This window comes from Streptomyces sp. 3214.6 (genome assembly GCF_900129855.1).
GTDB classification, from domain to species: domain Bacteria; phylum Actinomycetota; class Actinomycetes; order Streptomycetales; family Streptomycetaceae; genus Streptomyces; species Streptomyces soliscabiei.
Window position 1 is genome coordinate 4,648,718 of record NZ_LT670819.1, and the last position, 18,951, is coordinate 4,667,668.

General features: G+C 70.0%; 17 protein-coding genes and 1 pseudogene. 9 read left to right on the forward strand and 9 right to left on the reverse strand.

The window, feature by feature from the left end:
• Nucleotides 1-40: 40 nt before the first annotated feature.
• The 3 genes from B5557_RS20915 to B5557_RS20925 form a co-directional block, all read right to left on the reverse strand.
• Nucleotides 41-682, reverse strand: a complete 642-nt coding sequence (locus B5557_RS20915; RefSeq protein WP_231976425.1) for a hypothetical protein — start codon at nt 680-682, stop codon at nt 41-43.
• Nucleotides 683-1,113: 431 nt separating this feature from the next.
• Complete coding sequence (locus B5557_RS20920) at nt 1,114-1,608, reverse strand: hypothetical protein (protein ID WP_180291552.1); 495 nt, start codon at nt 1,606-1,608, stop codon at nt 1,114-1,116.
• A 736-nt stretch (nt 1,609-2,344) separates the two neighbouring features.
• Nucleotides 2,345-3,991, reverse strand: a complete 1,647-nt coding sequence (locus B5557_RS20925; protein WP_079660907.1) for a M4 family metallopeptidase — start codon at nt 3,989-3,991, stop codon at nt 2,345-2,347.
• Between the two features lie 227 nt (nt 3,992-4,218).
• Here B5557_RS20925 and B5557_RS20930 point away from each other — a divergent pair, with 227 nt between their 5' ends.
• Entirely contained in the window at nt 4,219-4,500 is a 282-nt protein-coding gene (locus tag B5557_RS20930) for a hypothetical protein (RefSeq protein WP_079660908.1), read from the forward strand.
• Nucleotides 4,501-4,508: 8 nt separating this feature from the next.
• A complete protein-coding gene (locus B5557_RS20935; protein WP_079664904.1) occupies nt 4,509-4,877 on the forward strand; it encodes a hypothetical protein in 369 nt (122 codons plus the stop codon).
• Nucleotides 4,878-4,983: 106 nt separating this feature from the next.
• Here the strand turns inward: B5557_RS20935 and B5557_RS20940 are convergent, their stop codons facing one another.
• Nucleotides 4,984-5,538 carry a YbjN domain-containing protein gene (locus B5557_RS20940; protein ID WP_079660909.1) on the reverse strand — a complete coding sequence of 185 codons (555 nt, stop codon included), beginning with the start codon at nt 5,536-5,538 and terminating at the stop codon, nt 4,984-4,986.
• A 184-nt stretch (nt 5,539-5,722) separates the two neighbouring features.
• Nucleotides 5,723-8,320, reverse strand: a complete 2,598-nt coding sequence (gene clpB, locus B5557_RS20945) for an ATP-dependent chaperone ClpB (RefSeq protein ID WP_079660910.1) — start codon at nt 8,318-8,320, stop codon at nt 5,723-5,725.
• Nucleotides 8,321-8,550: 230 nt separating this feature from the next.
• Here clpB and B5557_RS20950 point away from each other — a divergent pair, with 230 nt between their 5' ends.
• The gene (locus B5557_RS20950; RefSeq protein WP_079660911.1) at nt 8,551-8,964 is read left to right on the forward strand and encodes a pyridoxamine 5'-phosphate oxidase family protein; all 414 of its coding nucleotides are present in this window, start codon (nt 8,551-8,553) and stop codon (nt 8,962-8,964) included.
• A 198-nt stretch (nt 8,965-9,162) separates the two neighbouring features.
• Here B5557_RS20950 and B5557_RS20955 read toward each other — a convergent pair whose 3' ends face one another.
• Complete coding sequence (locus B5557_RS20955) at nt 9,163-9,498, reverse strand: hypothetical protein (protein WP_079660912.1); 336 nt, start codon at nt 9,496-9,498, stop codon at nt 9,163-9,165.
• Nucleotides 9,495-9,770, reverse strand: a complete 276-nt coding sequence (locus tag B5557_RS20960; RefSeq protein ID WP_079660913.1) for a hypothetical protein — start codon at nt 9,768-9,770, stop codon at nt 9,495-9,497. Before B5557_RS20960 ends, B5557_RS20955 begins: the two co-directional genes overlap by 4 nt.
• A 142-nt stretch (nt 9,771-9,912) precedes the next feature.
• Here B5557_RS20960 and B5557_RS20965 point away from each other — a divergent pair, with 142 nt between their 5' ends.
• Together B5557_RS20965 and B5557_RS20970 are read left to right on the forward strand one after the other, a co-directional pair.
• Nucleotides 9,913-10,896 (forward strand): helix-turn-helix transcriptional regulator, encoded by a 984-nt coding sequence (locus B5557_RS20965; protein WP_079660914.1) that lies wholly within the window; start codon nt 9,913-9,915, stop codon nt 10,894-10,896.
• Nucleotides 10,897-10,972: 76 nt separating this feature from the next.
• Nucleotides 10,973-11,959, forward strand: a pseudogene (locus B5557_RS20970) (helix-turn-helix transcriptional regulator); the annotation flags it as partial.
• On the opposite strand, the gene B5557_RS20975 reads toward B5557_RS20970, so the two are convergent.
• Entirely contained in the window at nt 11,928-13,040 is a 1,113-nt protein-coding gene (locus B5557_RS20975) for a helix-turn-helix transcriptional regulator (protein WP_079660915.1), read from the reverse strand. The pseudogene B5557_RS20970 and the gene B5557_RS20975 sit on opposite strands and share 32 nt — an antisense overlap.
• 386 nt (nt 13,041-13,426) lie before the next feature.
• Here B5557_RS20975 and B5557_RS20980 point away from each other — a divergent pair, with 386 nt between their 5' ends.
• The 4 genes from B5557_RS20980 to B5557_RS20995 all read left to right on the forward strand — a co-directional run bounded on the left by B5557_RS20980 (nt 13,427) and on the right by B5557_RS20995 (nt 17,433).
• Nucleotides 13,427-14,974 carry a circularly permuted type 2 ATP-grasp protein gene (locus tag B5557_RS20980; RefSeq protein ID WP_079660916.1) on the forward strand — a complete coding sequence of 516 codons (1,548 nt, stop codon included), beginning with the start codon at nt 13,427-13,429 and terminating at the stop codon, nt 14,972-14,974.
• Complete coding sequence (locus tag B5557_RS20985) at nt 14,971-15,903, forward strand: alpha-E domain-containing protein (protein ID WP_079660917.1); 933 nt, start codon at nt 14,971-14,973, stop codon at nt 15,901-15,903. Before B5557_RS20980 ends, B5557_RS20985 begins: the two co-directional genes overlap by 4 nt.
• A gap of 2 nt (nt 15,904-15,905) precedes the next feature.
• Complete coding sequence (locus B5557_RS20990) at nt 15,906-16,760, forward strand: transglutaminase family protein (protein WP_079660918.1); 855 nt, start codon at nt 15,906-15,908, stop codon at nt 16,758-16,760.
• Nucleotides 16,761-16,842: 82 nt separating this feature from the next.
• Complete coding sequence (locus B5557_RS20995; protein ID WP_159424406.1) at nt 16,843-17,433, forward strand: hypothetical protein; 591 nt, start codon at nt 16,843-16,845, stop codon at nt 17,431-17,433.
• Nucleotides 17,434-17,464: 31 nt separating this feature from the next.
• Here B5557_RS20995 and B5557_RS21000 read toward each other — a convergent pair whose 3' ends face one another.
• Nucleotides 17,465-18,574 carry a sugar ABC transporter substrate-binding protein gene (locus B5557_RS21000; protein WP_079660920.1) on the reverse strand — a complete coding sequence of 370 codons (1,110 nt, stop codon included), beginning with the start codon at nt 18,572-18,574 and terminating at the stop codon, nt 17,465-17,467.
• Between the last annotated feature and the right edge of the window lie 377 nt (nt 18,575-18,951).

Consider the following 18,951-nt stretch of genomic DNA (forward strand, 5'->3'; position numbering starts at 1 on the left):
GCGGCTCCGCCGCACGCAGCGGAGCCGCCCTTTCGAAGATCTACTTGCCGGCCAGCAGCTTGGTCACGACCGAAACGGCCCTGTCGGTCGTCAGACCGCTCTTGCCTTCCTCGAAGTCCGCATTGAATGAGACCAAGATCACGGTGTTATGGTCGCCGGTGCCCGGGTCCACGGGCCCCTCGGCACCTTCCTTGTCCGCATTGAAATTGACCAAGATCACGGTGTTATGGTCGCCGGTGCCCGGGTCCACGGGCCCCTTGGTGACTTCCTTGTGGACGGCCACGCCCATGGCGTCCAGCCGCTTCAGCCCGTCACGGACCCGGAACGGGTCACCCGAGGTGACATCCGCGCGGAACTTCTCGGCGAACCCCGACTCCTTCAGCGAGGCCAGCGCCAGAAAGACCTCCACCTCCCTGGGGGTCGCCCCGACAACCTTCCCCTGCACCAGCGCCAGCTCCGGATGCTGCTTGGCCACCACCCCCTCACCCATGAACCCCAGGATGATCTCCGCCGCCGTGAATCCCGAGCACTTCTGCTCCGCCTTGGTCAGCTGCTCCGCGTGCGTCGGCTGCACCGACGCCCACGACATATTCGCGGCACCCATCGACGCCGCCACGCCCACAGCCACCGCGAGCGCCACCGCACGCGCCCCCACAACCAGACGACCTTGGCTCTTACGCATGATTCCTCATCTCTTCTCGAATCGGCTTCCACACGACACGGAGCTCGCATCCATTGGGCTGCGGCGTCTCCGCTCCTCGACTCTAGAAAAACGGGGTCAACAGAAAGCTGGACGGATTCTTGACCCATCCGCCACCCACCTGACCTGCAAAAACACGCCCACCGGCCCGCACACAGGCAGCCGCACCGGCAGTTCCTTGCCGGTAACCGGAAAACGCATGGCTTACCGAGGCAGTCGACCGCCTGCATTCAACCGGCCCCGGTCTTTGCCGCGTTTCCCATCTGGGGGAGGTCTTGTGCCGCAAACGCCAACAGGTCACGCGCCCACGGGCGATGAGGTCCACCACACGGACCTGGACCCGAGGGCGGCGTCGTTGGTTGGGCATGGCGAAGGGGCCGCATCGAGATGCGGCCCCTTCGTGGTCTTGTGTATCAGCAGTGGGAAGCGCCCCCCGGGCGGTTGTTGAGGAGGTACACCCTGCCTTTGTCTTTCAGGACGGCGGGCGGACAGGTCGCGATCCACGCGGCCCCTGCGTCATGGTTCTTGACCTTCTTGTCACTGCAGTACTCGACGCGGTCCAGGGTCTTGAAGCACTGGAACGCCGGGTAACCGCCAGCCTCCGGGGACTCTTCACCGGAGCAGCTGAGCGCCTTCTCCGGACGGGGGTCGAGGAGGTACGGCTTGCTGGTGACGCCCTTCAGGACGTCCGACGGACAGGACCCGATCCACGCGGCCCCTTCCGCATCGTTCTTGACCTCCATGTCGCTGCAATACTCGCCGCCCACGGTCTTGAAGCACTGGTAGGCCGGGTAACCGCCACCCTCCGGGAACTCTTCACCAGTGCCGGCAGCGAAGGTGGTTCCCGACACGGCGAGGAGGCCGGAGACGGCCAGAAGGGCGGCGGGCAGGACGGTGCGGATACGCATGGCTCTCCTGTGGATGTGATCGGGGTGTGAGTCGGGCCGTTTTCCTCTGGGCTTCTCGCGAAACCCCGTCGGTCGGCCGCTTTCTGAGCCAGAGCCTAGGAAGCGGCCCCACAGAAAAGGCTGGAGCCGTTCTGGATCCGTCGGACCGGTCTGCCTATAGCTGCCGACCTGCGAAAACGCCGCTCATTGAGTGCGGTGGCGCATCGTGACCGGCAAGGCGGATTGAGGAAACCGGCAATCGACCGGCAATCGCGCCGCAGGGCGGCGTCGTTCAGGTGATCCGTCCGGTTCGATCACGTGATGCCCACCCAGGCCGATCGCCATCTTCGTCGGGGAGCAGACTGCCGGGGAACCTTTTCGTTCTGGCCCCTGTGGCTGTTCAGTGGCCATTCCCCCCGCCACGGGTGCCGGCTGCGGGATGTCGCACGAGAGTGCACGCCTGCCGCCGGTGAAAGGAGGGTGTGCAGCCCGAGTTGGGCGGCGGCAGCGCAGTTCTCGAGCCGGTCGTCGACGAAGAGCGAAACACTGGACCTGGCCGGCCGAATCGAGGGCGCCGCAGCGGGCGGGCCCGCCGCAGGGCCTACCCGGCCTTGCCCCGCCTCCCGCGCGGACCGCCCTCGAAAGTGGGGCGCACCGGCTCGGCCGGCGGCCGCTGCGGTCCCCGGCCCGGGGCCGCAGCGACCGCATGACCGTCGTCACGCATGACCGTCGTGACGCGTCCGCCGCAGGATGCCGCTCAGTTCACGTTGACCGCGCTCCAGGCCGCCGCCACCGTGTCGTACTCCGCGCTGCCCGCGCCGTAGAGGTCGCGGGCCGCGTTCAGGGTGGCCGCCCTCGCTCCGGAGTAGTTCGTCGTGGACGTCATGTAGACGGTCAGGGCGCGGTACCAGATCGCGCCGAGCTTGGCGCGGCCGATGCCGGAGACAGTCGAGCCGTTGTACGTCGGGGAGTTGTAGGTGACCCCGTTGATCGTCTTCGCGCCGCTGCCCTCCGCGAGGAGGTAGGCGAAGTGGTTGGCGACGCCGGACGAGAAGTGGACGCTGAGGTTGGCGACCGAACTGCTCCAGTAGTCCGCGGAACCGCCGTCCCTGCTCGGCTTGTCCATGTAGCGCAGAGCGTCGTGCCCGAAGCCGGAGCGGACGACCTTCTCGCCGATCAGGTAGTCGCCGGGGTCCTGCGCGTTCCCCGCGTAGAACTCGACCAGCGTTCCGAAAATGTCGGACGTCGCCTCGTTCAGACCGCCGGACTCGCCCGAGTAGACCAGTCTGGCCGTTCTCGAGGTCACTCCGTGGGACATCTCGTGGGCGGCCACGTCCAGCGAGACCAGCGGCCCGAAATGGGTGCCGTTACCGTCGCCGTAGGACATGCAGAAGCAGTCGTCGTTCCAGAAGGCGTTGGAGAGTTTGTTGCCGTAGTGGACACGGTTGTAGGAGCCCTTGCCGTCGTTTCCGATGCCGTTGCGGCCGTGGACGTCCTTGTAGTAGTCCCAGGTCATATCGCTGCCGTACTGGGCGTCGACAGCGACAGTCGAGCGGTCGGCGGTCGTGCCCGTACCCCAGTGGTTGTCGTCGTCCGTGAAGAGGGTCACGGGGACGCGGCTGCCGCAGGTACCGCCACTGCACACGTCGGTCTTGTCGGCCGCGTCAGCGGTGTAGGTGTTGCCGCGTGTGGGGTCCTTGAGCTGGTAGGTCGATCCCGAGAGGGTCGTCTCCAGCGGGAGCGTGCCGGCGTACAGGGAGTTGCCGTCGCCGGTGGCCGTCTCCATGGTGTCCCAGGCATCGATCCGGGCACCCGTACGGGCATCGGTCAGCACGGTGCGGGCGACCGGGTTGCCGAGCGAGTCCAAGGCGGTGGCGTACGTGCGCCAGGCCAGTCTCGGGGCACCGTGCAGGGCGTCAACGACGAGTTGGGGCTTGGCGTTCACCTGCTTCAGCGCGTCGCCCGGCTTGGCCGCGCGCAGGGCGTTCACGGCGACGTCGGCCGCCTCGGTGGCCGACACCTTCGGGGTGGTGCTCGGCAGTGAGATCGCCGCCCTCGTCGCCCGGTCGGCGCCGCGGTAGGTGCCGTCGGGGGCCAGATGGACGACTAAGTCACCGCCCAGGACGGGGAGTTGGCGGTAGGTGCGGTCGTAGCGGACGTGCTGGGCGCCGTCCTTGTCCACGATCACGTCACGCACGGAGGTGTCCTGCGCGGAGGTGAGGCCCAGGGCCGCGGCCCGGTCGGCGAGGGCCGCCGACGCGTTGTCGAGGGCGGTGGCCCGGGTCGGCCTGTCGGCCGCCTCGGCGGCCGGGGGGAGTGAGGCGGCCAGAAGTGTGGCGGTGGTGGCGGCGATGCCGACGGTGGCGAGACGGGAGCCTCGGACGTGCTGCCGTATCCGACTCATCAGTGTCTTCTGTCTCCTTGAGAAGGCGCCGTGGGGGCGCGTGCCCGGGGGGTGGCACAGGGGGGGTGGCACAGGGGGGGTGGCACATGAAGGGGCGCTGAGGGCAGCGCTGATCTTGTCCTGGCATTCAAGAGGGCACATGCCTGTCATGTCCATACCCGCTGCGCGATGGACGGGAGAAGCGCAGCAACGGGAGAGGACCGTTTCCGCGACCGCCCTCGACACCCCTGAACCGGGGCCTCGGAACTGGTGGGTTCACGTATCCAGGGAGTCGACAGGGCGACGCCCGCGACCGGCTTGCCGAGATAGCCGCTGGGGAAGGACTGTCTCTCCGCGCCTACCTGGCCAGGCTCGCCGAGACCCTCCTCACTCCGGCGGAGCGGGCCGAACGGGCGGAGAAGGCACGGGCGGTGCTGCGGGCGTGGAACGGATACGACCCGAACGAGGACGAGCGGGCCGAACTGGACGCCGAACTCGACCGTCGCATGGCCGAAGCGGGTGCCGCGTGATCCGTGATGTGCACGTGTTCCTCGACGACAGCGCACTGGTGGCCGCCGGAAGCGGCAACGTCCTGGCCTCGCGGCTGATCCATCGTGCTCATGCCGAGCAGGGCTGGTTCCTGTACGCCACTGTGTGCGCCCTTGTCGAGGCCGACCGCGCCCGGCCGGGCACAGCAGAGCACCTTGCCGCGCTGCCCGGCATCGTGACCGTCGACCTGGACCTGCCGGCCGCCCTGTCGGTGGCCCGAGCGACCACATGGGCCGACGCCCACACTCTCTACGCCGCTCAGCCCAGCCCCGACCGACCGGATGGCGCCTTGATCGCGACCATCCGGCCGCACACATGGAAGGAGCAGCCGGCGCGCACGCTGGACCTCAGTCCTTGATCCAAGCGACAAGCCGCACCGAACATTTGGCCGGGACGGACGGGAGCGGGTGCCCCTCCACAGGCTGTGGACGGGCACCCGCTCGACGTAGGGGCAGGTCCTGGACCTACTCGTCGTCCTCGGCCTTTTCGATGCCCTCGCCGGGGTTGCCGTCGGCGTCGTTGATCTCCGACTCCAGGCCCAGCTGCTCCACGAGCCACTTGTCGAACTCGATCGCCGCGCGCACCCAGCTCACCGTCGAGGAGACGAACAGCTCGATGTTCACGCCGGCGCCGATCAGCAGCTGCGCCTCGCCGATGAGGCGGACGGTGCCGTCGTCGTGGGTGTGGGTGTAGACCTTGGGCCACAGGGTGCGCCGGTTCCAGTCGTCGATCGACTCCAGCAGCTGCACCTTGTCGTCGATCTTGTGGGGCCGGTCGTAGAACGTCCGCACCGAGTAGACCTGCTGGTCGCCCTCGCCGCGGAACATGAAGTACGTACGGAACTCCTCCCACGGCGCCGCGAGGTCACCCTCGTCGTCGACGACGTACTTCAGCTCCATCTGGTCGAGGAGCTGCTTCACGAGATCCTGGTCCGGGACGACGGGGCCCGCCGGTCCACCCTGGGGCTGCGGCTCGGGCTGGCCCCCGAAGTTCGGAATCGAGGACGGGTCGATGGACATACTGGGTACTCCCGCGGTCGTCTGGATCGTCCGGCCATCGCTGAGACCAGACGTATAGCCCACCCTCTCTCTCTTGCCCCGTGCCCGGCAACCTGCCCCGGCCGACAGGCTTCCACCACGCGACGGATCAAGGACGTGAGCACCCGAACGCCGGGACCCGCGTCCCCTCACCTCGGCCCCGGAACTACAGCGTCTTGCCCGTCGTAGGGCCGACGATCAGGCCCTCTCCGAACGCGTCCACACGGACCGTGTCGCCGTCCTTGACCTCGCCCGCCAGGATCTCCTTGGCGAGGCGGTCGCCGATGGCCGTCTGGACCAGGCGGCGCAGGGGCCGGGCGCCGTAGGCCGGGTCGTTGCCCTCGTCGGCGAGCCAGGCCAGGGCCGCGTCGGTGATCTCCAGGGTGAGGCGGCGCTCCGCCAGCCGCTTCGCGAGGCGGTCGATCTGGAGGCGGGCGATCCGGCCGAGCTCCTCCTTGCTCAGCGCCGAGAAGACGACCAGGTCGTCGAGCCGGTTGAGGAACTCCGGCTTGAAGGACACCCGGACCACCTCCAGGACCTGCTCCTTCTTCTCCGCCTCCGTCGTGACGGGGTCGACCAGGTACTGGCTGCCCAGGTTCGACGTCAGCACCAGGATCGTGTTGCGGAAGTCGACCGTGCGGCCCTGGCCGTCGGTGAGCCGGCCGTCGTCCAGGACCTGGAGCAGGACGTCGAAGACCTCCGGGTGCGCCTTCTCCACCTCGTCCAGCAGGACCACGCTGTACGGGCGCCTGCGGACCGCCTCCGTGAGCTGGCCGCCCTCCTCGTAGCCGACGTAGCCGGGGGGCGCGCCGACGAGCCGGGCGACGCTGTGCTTCTCGCCGTACTCCGACATGTCGATGCGGATCATGGCCCGCTCGTCGTCGAAGAGGAAGTCGGCGAGGGCCTTCGCGAGCTCGGTCTTGCCGACGCCGGTCGGGCCGAGGAAGAGGAACGAGCCGGTGGGGCGGTCCGGGTCGGAGATGCCCGCGCGAGAGCGGCGTACGGCGTCCGAGACGGCCTGGACGGCCTCCGTCTGGCCGATGAGGCGGCGGCCCAGCTCCTCCTCCATGCGCAGCAGCTTCTGCGTCTCGCCCTCCAGGAGGCGGCCGGCCGGGATGCCGGTCCAGGAGGCGACGACGTCGGCGATGTCGTCCGAGCCGACCTCCTCCTTGACCATGGTGTCCTTCGCGGCCTCCTCCTCGGCCTCGGACGCGGCCTCCAGGTCGCGCTCCAGGGTCGGGATCTCGCCGTACAGCAGCTTGCTGGCGGTGTCGAAGTCGCCGTCGCGCTGGGCGCGCTCGGCCTGGCCGCGCAGGTCGTCGAGCTTCTCCTTCAGCTCGCCGACCCGGTTGAGGGACTGCTTCTCCTTCTCCCACTTGGCGTTGAGGCCGCGCAGCTCCTCCTCCTTGTCGGCGAGGTCGCGGCGCAGCTTCTCCAGGCGCTCGCGGGAGGCGGCGTCGGTCTCCTTGACGAGCGCCAGCTCCTCCATCTTCAGCCGGTCCACGGACCGCTGGAGCTCGTCGATCTCGACGGGGGACGAGTCGATCTCCATGCGCAGGCGGGAGGCCGCCTCGTCGACCAGGTCGATGGCCTTGTCGGGGAGGAAACGGGAGGTGATGTAGCGGTCGGAGAGCGTCGCGGCGGCCACCAGGGCGCTGTCGGCGATCTGGACCTTGTGGTGGGCCTCGTAGCGGCCCTTGAGACCGCGCAGGATCGCGATGGTGTCCTCGACGGTCGGCTCCGCCACCAGCACCTGCTGGAAGCGGCGCTCCAGCGCCGGGTCCTTCTCGATCCGCTCGCGGTACTCGTCGAGCGTCGTCGCGCCGACCATGCGCAGCTCACCGCGCGCGAGCATCGGCTTGAGCATGTTGCCGGCGTCCATCGCGGAGTCGCCGCCGGCGCCCGCGCCGACGACCGTGTGCAGCTCGTCGATGAAGGTGATGATCTGGCCGTCGGAGTCCTTGATCTCGGCCAGGACGGTCTTCAGCCGCTCCTCGAACTCGCCCCGGTACTTGGCGCCGGCCACCATCGCGCCGAGGTCGAGCGCCACGAGCCGCTTGTTCTTCAGCGACTCCGGGACGTCGCCCTTGACGATCCGCTGGGCCAGCCCCTCGACGACGGCGGTCTTGCCGACGCCGGGCTCGCCGATGAGGACGGGGTTGTTCTTCGTACGGCGGGAGAGGACCTGCACGACCCGCCGGATCTCCTGGTCCCGCCCGATGACCGGGTCGAGCTTGCCCTCACGGGCGGCGGCGGTGAAGTCCGTGCCGAACTTCTCCAGGGCCTTGTACTGGCCCTCGGGGTCGGCGCTGGTCACCCGGCGGCCGCCGCGGGCCTGCCGGAAGGCCTCCAGCAGCTTCTTCGCGGTCGCGCCCTGCTGGGTGAGCACGTCACCGGCCTGGCCGCCCTTGGCGGCGATGCCGATGAGCAGGTGCTCGGTGGACAGGTACTCGTCGCCGAGGTCGCGGGCGCGGCTCTGCGCGTCGGCGATGACGGCGAGCAGTTCGCGGTTGGGCTGCGGGGGCGCGACAGTGGACCCGGTCACGCTGGGCAGCGAGCCGAGCGCCTTCTCGGCCCCGGCGCGCACGGCGGCCTGGTCGGCGTCGACGGCCGCCAGAAGGTCGACGATGTTCTCGTTGTCCTGCCCCTGGAGCAGCGCGAGCAGCAGGTGGGCGGGGGTGAGGTCGGCGTGTCCCTGGGACACGGCCCTGCTGCCGGCCGCGTTGATCGCGTCCCGGCTCCGGTTGGTCAGCTCGGCGTCCACGTTCGCTGTCTCCTCCTTGCGTCAGCGCTACCCGTTACTGACTCAGTCAGCGTACACAAAGTTGAGTCTATTCCGCTCAAGGTGTGCGGAACAGGGTGGGACGAGAGTTGGGGGTGGGGGACGGCGGGGGGACGGCGGGGGGACGGCCGGGGGGGCGGCGGGGGGACGGCGGGGGGACGGCGGGAGGGGCGGCCCGGGAGGGGCGGCCCGGGAGGCAGTAGTTTCGGGCCATGGCCGCATACCCCCAGGACCCGAGCGCCCCCGACGCGCCGTATCTCGCCTTCTGGCGCGAACGCCATCTGTGCACGCTGACCACACCACGCCCGGACGGCAGTCCGCACGTGGTTCCGGTCGGAGTGACCTACGACCCCGAGGCCGGCCTCGCCCGGGTCATCGCGAACAAGACGAGCACGAAGGTGGGCAACGTCCTGGCGGCGGGCCCGGCCGGCGCCCGGGTCGCGGTGTGCCAGGTGGACGGGCGGCGCTGGGCCACGCTGGAGGGGCGCGCTCAGGTGCGTACCGAGCCGGAGCGGGTGGCGGAGGCCGAGCGGCGGTACGCGCAGCGGTACGGGCGCACGCCGAGCCCGAACCCCGCGCGCGTGGTGATCGAGATCGAGCTGACCCGGGCGATGGGGCAGGGCTGACGGCGCGGCCGGCGACGCGGCTGACCGGATTCCGGTTCTGTCCCGTTGTGTTCCGGCGTCGTTTTCCGGCCAACGCTCAAGCGGGTGCATAACCCGAAATATCCCCGCAAACTGCAGCGGCGTCACCGTGTTCAGGTCACGGTGACGCCGCTGCGGGGGGAAGCGCCTGAGCGATCTTTTTACGACGGGGGAATCGCGTCAGGCACTGCGGGGGGTGGCTGAGGTGGTCTTCAGGGGCGGGGCCTCGGTCTCGACGAGCCGGTGGTCCCGCTGGTCCAGGTTCACAAAGATCATTCCGTATCGAATGGCGCACCGCACGGGCTGCGGTGCTCCCCGGGGCTTGCGCAGGCACCGGTAGGCCCGTACGTCCTCGTCCTCGTCGCGCGTCACGACGACCGGCTCACCGAAGACCGTCACCATCAACGAGTCACCACTGTGGGGGATGGCGGTGACCAGGTCGATGAAGTGCCAGCCGGAGCGGTAGGCGGTGGCCATTTCGCGGCGGAAGGAGCGGTCGTCGGGTGGAGTGGTCATGACTCGGCGACCCACGTGCTGTCGGCGGGAGCGACCCAGGTGCTGTCGCCAGGAGCGACCCAGGTGCTGTCACGCGGCACGTCCGCCGCGGTCACGACCCACGTGCTGTCGCGCGGTGCGACCCAGGTGCTGTCGCCGGCCACGACGGCGGTGCCGGCGCCCGGGCTCCACGTACTGTCGCGCGCCGTGTCGCCCGTCGTCCCCGCAAGGCCGCTCAGCGCTCCGAAGGCCAGGGCGGCGGAGAAGGCGGCGGCAAGCGCCGAGCGAAGCATTCTCTTATGCATAGTCGGCTTCGTCCTCATTTGAAGGTCACCTCTCCCCCGTCGACTACGACGATGGCCCATTCGGGCACGTCATGGCCACACAATCGATGCATCATGTTCCTGCACGTTCAGGACCCTGGGGGGTGGAGATTTGACGAAAAATGAGACAAAGCAGACACATCCTCATGCGTCGACTGAGCTGTGCGAGGAAGGTCGCCGTCTCTATGGGAACGCACTTCGGACGGGCCGCATAGCCCGTGCGGACGTGGAGCCCGCTCCGTGTTTGATGGAGTTCGCCCTGCTTCATGCCGACCCCGACGACGCGAACTGGCTGCGCCCGGTGCCCCCGTCGATCGCCCTGTCCCAGCTGCTCAACCCGATCGAACGCGAGATCACCCAGCGCAGACGGCTGTCGGTCGAACTCGCCGACGCTTTCGAGCCGTTCATGACCCTCAGCGCCCAGCCGACGCCGACCACGCACTCGATCACGGTGCTGGAGGGCATCGACCGCATCAACGCGGCGCTCGATCTGGCCACCTCCCAGTGCCAGACCGAGATGCTCACCGTCCAGCCGAGCCGCCGCCGCCTGGAGCACACCCTCGTCCAGGGCCTGGAGCGCGACAGACCGCTGATCGAACGCGGCTGCCGCATCCGGACCCTCTACCAGCACACGGCCCGCTACAGCCCCGAGACCCTGGCCTACGTCTCCCAGTTCACCGACGGCAAGGTCGAGTACCGCACCATCGACGAACTCGTGGAGCGGCTGATCATCTGCGACGAGACGGTGGCCTTCATCCCGACCCGCGACGACGGTCAGGTCGCCCTCGAACTCCGGCACCCGGGGCTCGTCCGCTACCTGATCAAGGTCTTCGAGTTCATGTGGGGCCGCGCCGTACCCCTGGCCACCGGCGCCCCGTACGAGACCGCGCCCGACGGCATCACGGACATCCAGCACTCCATCGCCAAGCTCCTCGTCGAGGGGCACGTCGACGAGGCGATAGCCCGCCGGCTCGGTATGAACGTCCGCACCTGCCGTGCCCATATCGCCAAACTCGCCACCGCCCTGGGCAGTGGCAGTCGTGCCCAACTCGGCTTCCTCATCGCCCAGTCGGGCATCCTCAGACAGGAACCCTGACACCCGCACGATCTCACGGACGCACGACCTCACGGACGCACGACCTCACGGACTCACGGACAGGAGGCAGACCGCAGTGAGCGCGCCGCCGCACCCCCACCACGGCGTGGAGAACCTGTGCGCCGCGGGCGCGAAGCTCTACGAGCAGGCCCTGCACGACGGACGCGTCAAGACCGAGGCGGCCGAGACGGCGGCCCCGTGCCTGCTGTCCTTCGGCCTGCTGCAGCCGGTCGTCGACGACCTCGCCCAGCTCGAACCCGTGCCCCCGGCCCTCGCCCTGCACCGGCTGCTGCGCGCCTCGGGCACCCGCATCGCCGAGGAACGGCGCCGCGAGGAACAACTGGCGACGCTCTTCGAGCCCCTCATGCGCGTCACCGGCAGCCGCACTCCCCCCACGGACCCCACCTCCCTGCGGATCATCAGCGGCACGGAACGGATCAACGCGGCCATCACCGAGGCGATGGCCGAGGCGACCGACGAGGTGCTGTGCATCCAGCCCCACGTGCACTACAGAGGGCCGCGCGGCGAGGCTGCCCAGGCCGTCGCCATGGCCCGGGACCAGGCGCTGCTGGACCGGGGCTGCCGTATCCGCACCCTCTATCAGCACACCCAGCGCCACCAGCCGCTCGTCCTGTCCCGCTACGAGCAGCTCCGCGGCGCCGCGGAGGCCCGCACCCTGGACGAGGTCACCGACCGGCTCATCGCCATCGACGGAACGGTCGCCTTCATCCCCGCGGGCGAGGACGGGCTGCTGGCCCTGGAGGTCCGCCACCCCGCCCTCCTCAGGTACTTCACCACCACCTTCGACCGCCTCTGGCGGCTCGCCATCCCCATGTACCCCCAGGCGGTCCGACGCCCCTCCCTGGACGGGGTGACGCCCCGCCAGCAGGCCATCGCCGCGCTGCTGGTCGAGGGCCACACCGACGCCGTCATCGCCGACCGCCTCGGCATGAACATCCGTACCGCCCGCGTCCACATCGCCAAGCTCGCCGCCACCCTCGGCAGCGAGAGCCGCGCCCAACTCGGCTATCTCATCGGCCGGTCGGGGATCCTTGACCGGGAACAGCACCGGGGGCGGGAGCAGGCGCCGGAGCAGGTGCAGGAGCCGGGGCAGGTGCAGGGGCCGGGGCAGGTGCAGGTTCAGGTGCCGGGACACTGACGCCCGACGGGCGGTCCAGGCCGACCTGGGCTATGCGGACCCCCAGTTGGGTGCGGCTGGCGGCGCCCAGGGTCTCGGAGAGACGGGCGATGTGGGCACGGCAGGTGCGGACGCTGATGCCCAGGCGCTCGGCGATGACGGCGTCCTGGTGGCCCTCGGCCAGCAGGGCGGCGATGGACTGCTCGCGGTGGGAGATGCCCTCGATGCGGGTGTCGGGGAGCGGGGCGGTGAGCGGGATCGCCAGCCGCCACAGCCGCTCGAAGACCGTCACCAGGTAGGAGATCAGGGCCGGGTGGCGCAGCTCCAGGGCCATCGTGCGGTCGGTGTTCGCCGGGATGAAGGCGACCGTGCGGTCGAAGAGGATCAGCCGGTCGATGACCTCGTCCAGCGTGCGGGCCTCCACCGCGTCGCCCATCAGCTCCAGGTAGGTGAGCAGGCCCTGGCCGTGCCGGGCGACATGGTTGTACAGGTCGCGCATGCGCACGCCGCGGCCGCGCAGTTCCAGCGCCCGGTGCAGGCCCTCCGACAGTTCGTGCTCACGCCGGATGCCGCCGGGCTGCACGGTGAGGACCTCCGTCGTGCACGCCTCGGTCGCCGCGTCCAGCGCGGCCTGGATCCGGGAGGAGCCGTCCAGGACCCGGATCGCCGCGCCCTCCCCGGCCGTCGCGCCCCGCGCCGGACCGCCCAGGCCCGCGTACCACTCGAAGGCGGCGACGGCCGCGCCCATGCGCCGCCCGCTCGCGCTGACCTCGTCGTAAAGTCCGTGCAGCAGCCGGGTCATGACCTCCTGCGGGGAGGTCGGCACCAGCCAGTCCATGTCGTCGGGGTCGGGGTGCAGAAGGGCCAGTTCGAGGAGGCACGGGACCGGCTCGGCGTCGGTCCGGGCCACCCGACCGCGCCGTACGGCCCGGGAATACACGCGGTCCCCGGCGTCGCACAGTCGGTCGGCGCCGTGTGGATGTTCCTCCGTCCCGTGCCCGGCCATCGCCCATCCCACCCCCGCCCACGCCGCTTCCGGAGCGCAACTATGCGCGGCCCGGACCGGGTCCGCAACACGGCTTGTCCGGCCGAGGCCGAGGAAAACCACCCGTCTGCGTGAGTTCCTCCCGGCCTCCTCCCCCCGCACTGCAACAAGCTGATGGTGGTGCGGGGCCTTTGCAGCGGTGCATCGTTGACTTCCGTCTTCCCCCGGGTGCTCCCCACTCGGGGGAAAGCGGAACCAACCCGGCCGGACCACGGGGGAGTCCGGCCGGGCTCCGGATCATCCCCGCATGCCCTTGCGCCCCGAACGCCCCGGTACCCGGGGCACCCGTGCGCTCCCGGAAATATCCGAGTGATCGTCGTGTTACGTCCCGCACTTAACGTCGGCCCATGGCGGACATATTTGACGCGTACGCGCTGGCCGACGCGTGGGACGAGATGTTCGAGCGGCCGGGTGAGGTCAGGACCGCCTATGAGCCGGTGCTGGCGGCGCTTCAGCCGATCGAACCAGGTGAACTGCGCTTCAGGGCCGACCAGATGGCCCGCGCCTTCACCGACCGGGGCGTGACCTACGCCTTCGCGGGCGAGGAGCGGCCCTGGCCGCTGGACCTGGTGCCCAGGATCCTCGACGCACTGGAATGGGATTTCATACAACGGGGCGTGAGTCAGCGGGTCAGGGCCCTGGAGGCCTATCTCGCCGACGCCTACGGGCCCTGCCGCGCCTTCGAGGACGGGGTCGTGCCCTGGCGGCTGCTGCTGGGCTCCCCGCACTTCCACCGCGCGGCCCACGGGGTCGAACCGCCCGGCGGGGTGCGCATCCACGTCGCCGGCATCGACCTCGTCCGGGACGAGGCCGGGGACTTCCGGGTCCTCGAGGACAACGTCCGGGTGCCCAGCGGGGTGTCGTACGTCATCGAGAACCGGCGGGCCATGACCCGGGTGTTCCCCTCCCTCTTCGACGGGCAGCACGTCGTGCCGGTGGACGGCTATCCGGCACGGCTGCTCGCCGCCCTGCGCGCCGCCGCGCCCGCGGGGACCGCGGACCCGCGGGTCGTCGTCCTCACCCCCGGGCCCAGCAACGCCGCCTACTTCGAACACGCCCTGCTGGCCCGGCTGATGGGCGTGCAGCTGGTCGAGGGGCACGACCTGGTGTGCCGCAACAACCGGGTGTGGATGCGCACCACGAAGGGCGAGGTCCCTGTCCACGTCGTCTACCGGCGGCTCGACGACGACTTCCTCGACCCGCTCCACTTCCGCCCCGACTCGGTGATCGGCTGCCCGGGCATCATGACGGCGGCCGTGGCCGGACGGGTCACCCTCGCCAACGCCGTCGGCAACGGCGTCGCCGACGACAAGCTGCTGTACACCTACGTCCCGGACCTGATCCGGTACTACCTCGGCGAGGAACCGATTCTCCCCAATGTGGAGTCGTACCGCCCCGACGAGCCCGGGCAGCTCGACGCCGTCCTCGACCAGATCGACAAGCTGGTCATCAAGCCGGTCGACGGCGCGGGCGGGCAGGGCATCGTCATCGGCCCGAAGGCCGACGCGAGGACGCTGGACAAGACACGCAAGGCGGTCGCCGCCGACCCGCGCGGCTTCATCGCCCAGCGGCCCGTCGCCCTGTCCACCTCCCCCACCCTCGCGGGTGAGCGCATGGCGCCGCGCCACATAGACCTGCGGCCGTTCGCCGTCAACGACGGCACCGACGTCTGGGTGCTGCCCGGCGGGCTGACGCGCGTGGCGCTGCAGGAGGGCAACCTGATCGTCAACTCCAGCCAGGGCGGCGGCTCCAAGGACACCTGGGTCCTCGCCGAGGGCCCGGCGGACGGGCCGGCCGCCCTGCCGGCCGACGACGCGCCGCCGGCCGTCGCACCCCGCCAGCTCGGCCCCGACGGAACCCCCGCCGGCGTACAGGAAGGGGCGCAGCAGCAGTGAACGACGTGATCCTCTCCCGCATCGCGGAGGCGCTGACCTGGACCGGCCGCTATGTCGAACGGGCCGACGCCACCGCGCGCATCCTCGACGCCTATCTGCACCGCATGCTGGAAGACCCCTGGCGCGACGAGGACGCGGCCTGCCGGTCGCTGTACGCGATCCTCGGCGTCGACGCGGGCCCCGACCCCGTCGACATGCAGCAGGTCCTCGACCAACTGGCCTTCGACTCCCGCTCCACCTGCGCCATCGAGGGCGCGCTGGGCGCCGCCCGGCTGAACGCGAGGAGCGCCCGCGAGGCCGTCTCCTCGGCGATGTGGGAGTGCCTGAACGCCACCTGGCACGCCCTCGCCGACCAGCGCCGCGCGGCCCGCCGCACGGGACCCTACGGCTATCTGGAGCTCGTCCGCAGCCGCGCGGCCCTCTTCTTCGGGCTCGCCGACTCGACGATGAGCCGCGACGACAGCTGGCGGTTCGTCGTCCTGGGCCGCAGCCTGGAGCGCGTGGACATGACCGTACGGCTACTGTCGGTACGCGTCCTGGACGCCGCGCACGCTCCCGACTGGCCGACCCTGCTGAGCGCGTCCGGCGCCGACGAGGCGTACGCGCGCGTGTACGGCGGTTTCGGCGACACCCCGAGAGTGGCCGAATTCCTCCTTTTGGACCGGGACTTCCCGCGCTCGGCGCTCCACGCGCTGACGACGGCCGAGGAGTGCCTCTCGGCCCTCGGCCGCCCCCGCCAGGACCCCGCCCGCCGGCCCATCGGCCGGCTGCGCACCCGCCTCGAATACCTCGACACCCACGCCCTGGAAGAACAACTGCCACTGCTGCTACGGGACTTGCAGACCGCCTGCATGGCCTCGGCGGAGGCGGTCGCCGAGCGGTTCTTCCCGTACCAGGGGCCCGTCGTATGGGCCCAGGAAGGAGCGTGAGCATGAGCGCCAACGGCACCCGCAGGCTCCGTATCCGCCACACCACCCAGGTCTCCTACGCGCAGGCGGCGGTCTCCTCGCACAACGAGGTCCGGATGACCCCGCTCACGCTGCCCGGACAGACCACCCTGGACGCCCGGGTGACCATCCGCCCGGCGGCCACGACCTGGTCGTACTGGGACTACTGGGGCACCCAGGTCACCGCCTTCGAGCTGATGGACCCGCACGCGGACCTCACCATCACGGCGTCCAGCCTGGTGGAGACGTCCCCGCCGGCCGGCCTGCCGCCCTCCCCCGCCTGGGCGGAGATCACCGAACGCACCGCCACCTCCCGGCTGCTGGAGTTCGCGGGCCCCACGGTCCGTACGACGGTCCCGCCGAAGCTGGTGAAGAAGGCGCGGAAGGCGGCCGCGGGCCTGGACCCGCACGAGACGGTCGTGGCCGTGTCCTCGCTGGTCGCCGACCGGGTGACCTACCTGCCCGGCGTCACCGGCGTGAACACCTCGGCCGCCGAGGCCTGGGAGCAGGGGGCGGGCGTCTGCCAGGACATCGCGCACGTCACGATCGCGCTGCTGCGTGGCCTCGGGCTGCCGACGCGGTACGTCTCCGGCTATCTCCACCCCGAGCGGGAGGCGGAGCTGCACCGCCCGGTGGCCGGGCAGAGCCACGCCTGGGTCGAGTACTGGGCGGGCGACTGGCACGGCTACGACCCCACGAACCGGACCCGGGCCGACGAGTCCCACGTGGTGGTCGGCCGGGGCCGCGACTACGACGACGTCACCCCGCACAAGGGCGTCTACCGGGGGGTCGCCGGCGGGCCGCCGGAGGTGACGGTGGAGTTCACGCGGGTGGCGTGAACCGGGCGCGTGACGGGGCCTCCCCTTTCCGGGGCGGCCGCCGGACAATCCAGGTATGGCGAGGAACCGGGCAAGGAACCGTGTGACGAACCGTGCAAGGAACCGGGTACGGAACCGGGTACGGGCCCTGACCATGGGGGCGGTGCTGTGCGCGGCGGCGGGCTGCGGAGGGGGCGGGAGCGACGGCGAACCCTCCGCCGCCTCCTCCGCCGCCTCCTCCGCCACGGCCACACAGGCGGCCTCCCGCCCCTACAAGGACGGGCATCTCACCTTCACCCTGCTGTTCCTGCGCTGCGGGCTGAACGCGGTCTCCGGGTCACACAGCGAGGGACAGCCGGACGGGCAGTTCTGCTGGGCGCGGCTGCGGGTGGACAACCAGGACCCGCAGTTCCACACGTACGTGGCGAAGAGCCAGCGGCTGGCGGGCGTCCCCGGGCGCCCGGGGACGCCCGACACCTTCGCCATGGCCGTACGGCGCCAGCACGACAGGGTGGAGATCGGCGGGCACGATCTGATCGAGGTCGAACTCTGGTACGACGTCCCGCGCGACGCCAAGGTGAGCGGTCTGCGCGTCTCGGGCGACCGCGATCCGGCCGGCTATCTGAGCACCAGCCCGGCGCCGTTCACGCCGGGCGGGGTCCTCATCGCGATGAAACCGCTGATGGGCTGGTAGCCGACGGGCCCAGGGACACGACCCAGGGACCTCAGCTCAGCTTCAGGGCGTCGCAGGCGGCCTTGTACTTGGCGGTGCAGATCTGGGCGACCGTGAAGATGCCGTCGGCGATGACGGTCGTCTTGATGTTGCTCTTCGTCAGCGCGACCACGGTCTGCAGCTTGGCCGGAATGCCCTTGGTGGTCGGGCTGTCGACCTTGTCGCGGGTGAGGGCTTCGAACTGCAGCTCACGGCCCTGGACCTTGGCGACGGCGGCCTGGGCGGCGGCCGCGGCCATCGCCGGGTACGGCTTGTAGACGCTCATGTACTGCTCGCCGGTGATGATCCGCTGCACGGCCGGCAGCTCGGCGTCCTGACCGGTGATCGGAGGCAGGTCGCTGTCGCTCATGCCCGCCGCCTCGAAGGCCTTGACGATGCCGCCGGCCATGGCGTCGTTGGCGGAGTAGACACCGGCGATGTTGTTCTTGCCGAGCGCCTCGATCGCCTTCGTCATCTCGGCCTGGGCGATCTTCGGGCTCCACTTGTCGGTGTCGTACGACTTCGCGATCGTGACCCGGCCGTTGAGCTCGCTGAGCGCGCCCGCCTTGAACTGGCCGGCGTTCGGGTCGGTGGGCGCGCCGTTCACCATGACGATCTTGTCCGCGGTGCTGGGGTTGCTGATGGCCTCCGCGAGGCTACGGCCCTGCACCTCACCGACGAGCTCGTTGTCGAAGGAGACGTACGCGTCGATCGGGCCCTGGGCGAGGCGGTCGTAGGCGATGACGGGGATCTTCGCGTCCTTGGCCTTCTGCACCATGGGCGCGATCTCCTTCGCGTCGACGGCGTCGAGGAGGATGATGTCGACCTTGTCGTCGATCATCTTCTGCATCTGGGTGTTCTGCGTCTTGGTTTCCCCGTCGGCGTTCGCGTACTCGGTCGTGCCCTTGTTCTGCGTGAGCTCGGCGACCGTCTTCTTGATGATGGGGTAGTCGAACTGCGCGTACCGGGTGTTCGTCTCCTCCGGCATCAGCACGCCCACCGTGATGTCGTTGCTCCGGGTCGGTGTCGCGCTGCCGCTGCTCTCCGAGGCTCCCAGCATCCCGCACCCGGCGAGCGAGAGGGACATCGTGGAGGCGACCACGGCTATGGCGATACGACGCATTCGGGGCTCACTTCAGGTGCGTTCGGTGCGATTCCGGGCACACATGGGTGCGACATGGTGACCCAGGTGTCTCAAAAGACAACGCGGCGGCGACCGCCGGAGTCAAGCAGAACCGGTTAACGAAGGAGCAACGTCACACTCCGCTTAGCGGACGAAGACGCATGGAGACGAAGCGAAGACCTTGCGAAGACCTGTCGGAGACCGGTCGCGGAATCCGCTGTGCGACCGTCGCGGAAATCGCCGTGCGCCGATCCGGAAATCGGGCGGGAAATGGTCCAAGGAGCCGTACAACCAACGCCGTTCCTCACGGGTCATGATCACGACAGGGCTCATCACGACCCGCTTCATCACAACCCCGCCTCATCACTCCAGGCTTC

Coding starts and splice junctions, on each gene's coding strand:
- B5557_RS20915 (WP_231976425.1), bottom strand. CDS start 682: ATGCGTAAGAGCCAAGGTCGTCTGGTTGTGGGGGCGCGTGCGGTGGCG.
- B5557_RS20920 (WP_180291552.1), bottom strand. CDS start 1,608: ATGCGTATCCGCACCGTCCTGCCCGCCGCCCTTCTGGCCGTCTCCGGC.
- B5557_RS20925 (WP_079660907.1), bottom strand. CDS start 3,991: ATGAGTCGGATACGGCAGCACGTCCGAGGCTCCCGTCTCGCCACCGTC.
- B5557_RS20940 (WP_079660909.1), bottom strand. CDS start 5,538: ATGTCCATCGACCCGTCCTCGATTCCGAACTTCGGGGGCCAGCCCGAG.
- B5557_RS20950 (WP_079660911.1), top strand. CDS start 8,551: ATGGCCGCATACCCCCAGGACCCGAGCGCCCCCGACGCGCCGTATCTC.
- B5557_RS20955 (WP_079660912.1), bottom strand. CDS start 9,498: ATGACCACTCCACCCGACGACCGCTCCTTCCGCCGCGAAATGGCCACC.
- B5557_RS20960 (WP_079660913.1), bottom strand. CDS start 9,770: ATGCTTCGCTCGGCGCTTGCCGCCGCCTTCTCCGCCGCCCTGGCCTTC.
- B5557_RS20975 (WP_079660915.1), bottom strand. CDS start 13,040: ATGGCCGGGCACGGGACGGAGGAACATCCACACGGCGCCGACCGACTG.
- B5557_RS20980 (WP_079660916.1), top strand. CDS start 13,427: ATGGCGGACATATTTGACGCGTACGCGCTGGCCGACGCGTGGGACGAG.
- B5557_RS20990 (WP_079660918.1), top strand. CDS start 15,906: ATGAGCGCCAACGGCACCCGCAGGCTCCGTATCCGCCACACCACCCAG.
- B5557_RS21000 (WP_079660920.1), bottom strand. CDS start 18,574: ATGCGTCGTATCGCCATAGCCGTGGTCGCCTCCACGATGTCCCTCTCG.